The sequence below is a fragment of the Micromonospora sp. genome (genome assembly GCF_048594385.1).
GTDB classification, from domain to species: Bacteria; Actinomycetota; Actinomycetes; order Mycobacteriales; family Micromonosporaceae; genus Micromonospora; species Micromonospora wenchangensis.
In genome coordinates this window covers 1-6583 of the sequence record NZ_JBMDWU010000004.1, presented here as the reverse complement: position 1 = coordinate 6583, position 6583 = coordinate 1, and the positions used below count along the sequence as shown (strand labels likewise).

General features: G+C 76.3%; 2 protein-coding genes. Both read left to right on the top strand.

Annotated elements, in window-relative coordinates; translation table 11 throughout:
• Positions 1–2176, top strand: a 2176-nt coding sequence (locus tag ACOJTC_RS00095; protein WP_420115247.1) for a condensation domain-containing protein, incomplete at its 5' end; no start/stop codon positions are given.
• Positions 2177–2232: 56 nt separating this feature from the next.
• Positions 2233–6583, top strand: a 4351-nt coding sequence (locus ACOJTC_RS00090; protein WP_420115246.1) for a type I polyketide synthase, incomplete at its 3' end; no start/stop codon positions are given.

Sequence of the window (6583 nt, the reverse complement as noted above, 5' to 3'; positions counted from 1 at the left end):
CGACGCCGTCCGGGCGTACGCCGGGGGACGCTTGACCGCCGCGATGCTGCCGGCGCGGCTGCTGCGCCGCGACGACCTGCCGGTCAGCGCCATCACCGGCAAGCTGGACCGGCCGGCGCTGCGCGCGCTGGCCGACGCCGCGCTGACCGCCGCCCCCGCCGACGCGCCGACCGACGAGCCGGCCGACCCGGTCGAGCGGGTCGTGCGGCGGGTCTGCACCCGGCTGCTCGGCGCGGCACCCGCCCCGGACACCGACTTCCTCGCCGCCGGTGGCAACTCCATCCCCGCGATGCGGCTGGTCGCGGCGCTACGCGCCGAGCTGGGCCGGCACGTCGACACCCGGGACGTGCTGGCCGGGCGCACCCCGGCCGCGCTGGCCGCCCGGCTGCGGGCCGCCGCGCCCGCCGACGCCGACGGGCTGACCACCGGCAACCCGCCGACGCTGTCCCCGCCGCAGCGCCGGCTGTGGTTCGTCGACCAGCTCGCCCCCTCCAGCGCCCCCTACAACATCGCGGTCGCGCACCGGCTGCGCGGCCCGCTTCACACCGGTGCGCTCGGCGCGGCGCTGCGGGCCGTGGCCACCCGGCACGACGTGCTGCGCTGGCGCATCCCGCAGACCGCCGGGGTGCCCTACGCGGTGTGCGAGGAGCCGACCGACGTGGCGGTGCCGGTGGTCGACCTGACCGGCCGTGCCGACGCGGAGGCCGAACTGGCCGGGATGCTCGCCGCCGGTGCCGCGCACGCCTTCGACCTGGCCACCGGCCCGCCCTGGCAGGTGACCGTCTACCGGCTCGGCCCCGACGAGCACGTGCTGGCGATGACCATGCACCACGCGGTCTTCGACGGCTGGTCCGAGGCGGTCCTCTACGCCGACCTGGCCACCGGGTACGCGCACGCCGTCGCCGGCACGTCGCCGACCCTGCCGCCGCTGTCCGCGTCGTACGCCGACTACGCGGTGTGGCGCGACGAGCGGGACCGCCGGCAGGGTCCCGCCGACCTCACCTGGTGGGCGGAGCACCTGCGGGGCGTGCCGACCGTGTTGGACCTGCCCCGCGACCGTCCCCGCCCGACCGTGCAGACGTACGCGGGCGCGGAGGCGGCGGTGACCCTGACCGCCACCGCCGACCGGGCGGTGCGGGACCTGGCCGAGCGGCGCGGCAGCACCGTCGCGGCGGTGCTGCTGGCCGGCTTCGCCGAGCTGCTGCGTCGGCTCACCGGCGGCGACGACCACGTGGTCGGGGCGATCGTCGCCGACCGCCGGCTGGCCGCCTTCGACGACGTGGTCGGCTTCTTCATCGACACCGTCCCGGTGCGGCTGCGCACCGGCACCGACGGCACGACCGGCGGCACCGGCGGGGTCGGGTTCGCCGAACTGGTCGACCGGTGCGCCGCCGAGCTGCACGAGGCGACCGCCCACCCGGGCGCGCCGCTGGAGAAACTCGTCGAGACCCTCGGCGTCGGCCGGGACACCTCCCGGGCGCCCCTGGTGCAGGTGCTGTTCAACGTGCTCAACTTCACCGCGCCCCGGCTGACGCTGACCGGGCTGACCGCCGAGGCGCTGCCGGTGCCCAAGCCCGGCTCCCCGTTCGACATCACGGTCTACGTGGTGCAGCGCGACGGCCGGTGCGGGGTGGACGTGGTCTACAACCCGGACCTGTTCGACGCCGACCGGATCGACGCGCTCCTGGCCGACCTCGCCGACCTGGTCGGCGCGCTCGCCGCCGACCCGCACACCCCGGCCGACGCGGTGGCCGTGGCACTGCCCCGGCCGACCGTCCGGGTGGCGGCGCTGGGCGCGATGACCGTGGCCGCCGCCGCACCGGCCCCGGTCGCGCCGGTGCCGACCGGGCCGGACGAGCTGACCGAGACCGAGGAGCTGATCGCCGGCATCTGGCGGCAGGTGCTGGAACGTGACCGGGTCGGGGTCGCCGACAACTTCTTCGACATCGGCGGGCACTCGCTGGCCCTGGCGGCGGTGCACGCCCGGCTGACCGCCGCCACCGGCCGGTCGATCACCATGCTCGACCTGTTCCGGCACCCCACCGTCCGGGCGCTCGCCGCCAGCCTCGACGGGGCCGCCGACCGACCCGAGCTGGCCCGCGCCGCGTTGCGCGCCGCCGCCCGGCGCGGCCGGACCCGTCGTACCCCGCCACCCCGCCGACCGCACCAACCGTGACGACGCCTCCCTCCCCACCGCCCGCGGGCGGCACCTCGCGACAAAGGACAACCCCGATGCAGAACGAGATCGCCACCGCGCCGCCCACCGACGACGGCATCGAACCCATCGCCATCGTCGGGCTCGCCGCCCGGCTGCCGGGTGCCGCCGATGTCGGCGAGTTCTGGCGCAACCTGGTCGACGGCGTCGAGTCGGTCACCGAGCTGAGCCGCGACGAGCAGCTCGCCCGGGGTGCGACCGCCGACGAGGTCGACGACCCGGGCTGGGTGAGCCGGGCCCCGCTGATCGACGGGTACGACACCTTCGACGCCGGGCTGTTCGGGATGACCAGCCGTGAGGCGGAGATGACCGACCCGCAGCACCGGCTGTTCCTGGAGAGCTGCTACACCGCGTTGCAGGACGCCGGCTACGACCCGGCCCGCTACCCCGGGGCGGTAGGCGTGTACGCCGGCACCGGCGGCAACACCTACCTGCACCGGTACGTGCTGCGCAACAAGCGGGTCGGCGGCAACCCGCACGGCGCGGTCTCGCTGGCCACCGGCAACTCGCCCAACTACGTGGCGACCAACGTGTCGTACCGGCTGGACCTGCGCGGGCCGAGCCTGACCGTGCACACCGCCTGCTCCACCTCGCTCGTCGCCTTCCACCTGGCCTGCGAGGCGCTGCGCAACCACGAGTGCGACATGGCGTTGGCCGGCGGGGTCAACGTGGAGCTGCCGCACGTCGGCTACCTGGGTATGGACGGCTTCACCTCGCCCGACGGCCGGTGCCGGCCGTTCGACGCCGGTGCCAACGGCACGGTCTGGGGCAGCGGCGTCGGGGTGACCCTGCTCAAGCGGCTCTCCGACGCGATCGCCGACGGCGACTCGATCCGCGCGGTGGTGCTGGGCAACGCGATCAACAACGACGGCGCCGGGAAGGTCGGCTTCACCGCCCCCAGCGTCGACGGGCAGGTCGAGGCGATCGCCCAGGCGGTCGGGATGGCCGGGATCGATCCGCGCAGCATCAGCTACGTCGAGGCGCACGGCACCGGCACCGCGCTGGGCGACCCGATCGAGGTGGCCGCCCTGTCGGCGGTGTTCACCCGGGACACCGACGAGCGGGGCTGGTGCGGCATCGGCTCGGTGAAGTCCAACATCGGGCACCTGAGCCAGCCGTCCGGCATCGTCAGCGTGATCAAGACGGTGCTGGCGATGGAGCACGGGCTGATCCCCCCGACGATCAACTACGAGACGCCGAACCCGGGCATCGACTTCGCCGACACCCCGTTCTACGTGGCGAACACCCTGACCAAGTGGGACACCGACGGCGGGCCGCGCCGGGCCGGGGTCAGCTCGTTCGGCATCGGCGGCACCAACGCCCACGTGGTGCTCGAGGAGGCCCCGGCCGCGCACCGCGCGGACCGGCGGGTCCGCCCGGCGCACCTGCTGACGGTGTCGGCGAAGACCGCGTCGGCGCTGGACAGCGCCGTCACCCGGCTCGCCGACCACCTGGCGGCGACCAGCGACGGCGGGCCGGAGCTGCTGGCCGACGTCGCGCACACGCTGCGGGTGGGCCGCCAGGAGTACCCGCACCGGGTGGCCGTGGTCGCCGCCGACCTGCCCGAGGCGGTGACCGCGCTGCGTACCCCGCGCCGCCGCCAGTCCGGCGTGGTCGACGGTGCCGCGCCGCGCGCCGCGTTCCTCTTCTCCGGCCAGGGCGCCCAGTACGCCGGGATGGGCGCACAGCTCTACGCCGAGGAGCCGGCCTTCGCCGCCACCGTCGACGAGTGCGCCGCGCTGCTCCGCCCCGAGCTGGGCCTGGACCTGCGGGACCTGATCCTCGGTCGGGACCCGCAGGCGGCGGAGAAGCTCACCGAGACCCGCTACACCCAGCCGGCCCTGTTCGTCGTCGAGTACGCCCTGGCGCTGCACTGGCAGCGGGCCGGGGTACGCCCGGCGGCGATGATCGGCCACTCGATCGGCGAGTACGTCGCCGCCACCGTCGCCGGGGTGCTGACCCTGCCCGACGCGCTGCGGGTGGTCGCCGCCCGGGGCCGGCTGATGCAGTCGCTGCCGGCGGGGGCGATGCTCGCCGTGTCGCTCGACGAGTCGCAGGTCGCCGCCCGGCTGCCCGAGGGGCTGTACATCGCCACCGTCAACGGGCCCGGCACCTGCGTGGTGGCCGGCGAGAGCGCCGCCGTCGCCGCGTTCGCCGACAGCCTCGGCGGCAAGAGCAAGAGCAAGCCGCTGCGCACCTCGCACGCGTTCCACTCGCCGATGATGGACCCGATCCTGGCCGAGTTCACCGCCCTGATGGCGACGGTGCCGCTGCACGCGCCGGCCGTCCCGTTCCTGTCCAACGTGACAGGCACCTGGATCACCGCCGAACAGGCCACCGACCCGGCGTACTGGGCGGCGCACCTGCGCCGGCCGGTGCGGTTCGGTGACTGCGTGGCGACCCTGCTCGGGGCGGGCACCTGGGCGCTGCTGGAGTGCGGTCCGGGCCGGCAACTGGCCAACCTGGCCCGGATGCAGGTCGCCAAGGGCTCCCCGGCGCAGCGGGCGCTGACCCCGCTGGGTAGCCTGCCCGGCCCCGGCGAGTCCACCGGCGACCTGGCCACTGTGCTCACCAGCGCCGCCGCCCTGTGGTGCGCCGGGATCGGGGTGCGGCTCGACGCCGACCCGACCGCCCGACGGGTGCCGCTGCCCACGTACCCGTTCGAGCGGCTGCGCTACTGGGTCGACCCGGACCCGGTGGCGGCGCTGCCCGACGCCCCGGCCGACGCCGGCCCGCAGCCGCTTCAGCGGTGGTTCGCGGTGCCGGTGTGGCGGCAGGCCGCCGCCGACCCGGCGACGGTGCCCGACGGCCGCTGCCTGGTGCTCGCCGCCGGTCCGCGCGCCGAGGCGCTGGTCGACGCGCTGCGGGCCGCCGGCGACGCCCCGGTTGTGGTACGCCCCGGCACGGCGTTCGCGGCGACCGGCGACGGGTACCGGCTGCGCCCCGGCCACAGGGAGGACCACGACGCGCTGGTCGCGGCGTTGACCGCAGGCGACGTGCCGGCCCGGCTGGTGCACGCCTTCGCCCTGGACGGCACGCCGGCCGGCCTCGACGCCACCGCCGCCTGGGACGCCCAGCAGCGTGGCTTCTTCGACGCCCTGCACCTGGTGCAGGCCCTCGCCGGGGCGGGGGTGACCGCCGAGGAGCGGTCGCTCACCCTCGACCTGGTCACCGCGGGCGTCGGCGACGTCACCGGTGCCGACCTGGTCCGCCCCGAGCACGCCACCCTCGCCGGCCTGGCCCGGGTGCTGCCTGCCGAACTGCCCGGCCTGGCCGTCCGGCTGGTCGACGCCGACCCGGCCGACACCGGGGTCGACGCGCTCGCCGCCGAGCTGCGCCGCCCGGTCGACCCGCAGCGGGCGGAGGTGACGCTGCGCGGCGCCCGCCGCTGGGTGACCGGCTACGAGCAGGTCACCGTCGCCGCCGAGACCGGGCCGGGGGCGCTGCGCGACGGCGGCCGGTACCTGGTCACCGGTGGCCTGGGCGGCATCGGCGTCACCCTCGCCGAGGACTTCGCCCGGCGGGCCGGGGCGAAGCTGGTGCTGCTGGCCCGCTCCGGGCTGCCGCCGCGCGAGCGGTGGGACGACCACCTGGCGGTGCACGGTGGAGCGGACCGGGCCGGCCGGGCCATCGCGGCGATCCGCCGGATGGAGGCGGCGGGCGCGACGGTGCGGGTGCTCGCCGCCGACGTCACCGATCCGGCCGACCTGCGTCGGGTCCGGGCCACCGTGGAGGCCGAGTTCGGCGGGCTGGACGGCATCGTGCACGCCGCCGGCCTGCCCGGCGGCGGAATGGCCGAGGTGAAGGAGCGGGCCGAGGCCGAACGGGTGCTCGCCCCGAAGCTCACCGGCACCCTCGCCCTGGCCGAGGTCTTCGGTGACCTGCCGTTGGACTTCGTGGCGCTGTGCTCCTCGATCACCTCGGTGATCGGCGGCTTCGGTCAGGTCGACTACTGCGCGGCGAACGCCTTCCTCGACGCGTTCGCCCGCTCCGGCGCGGGTTTCCGGGCCCCGGTGCTGTCGCAGAACTGGGGTGGCTGGGCGGAGGTCGGCATGGCGGTGGAGACCGCCGCGCCGGCCGCGTTCCGGGCCGCCGGCCGGGACACGGTCACCACGCCGGTGGACCACCCGGTGCTCACCACGAAGGTGGTCGGCCCGGAGTCGACGGTGCTGCACGGCCTGGTCTCCGCCGACACCCACTGGCTGCTCGACGAGCACCGCATCGGCGGGGTGCCGGTGGTGCCCGGCACCGCCCACCTGGAGTCGGTGCGGGCCGCGGTGGTCGCCGCCGTGCCCTGTCCCGCGCCGCAGGCAGCGGTGGAGCTGCGCGACGTGGTGTTCCTGGAGCCGTTCGCGGTGCCGCAGGGCA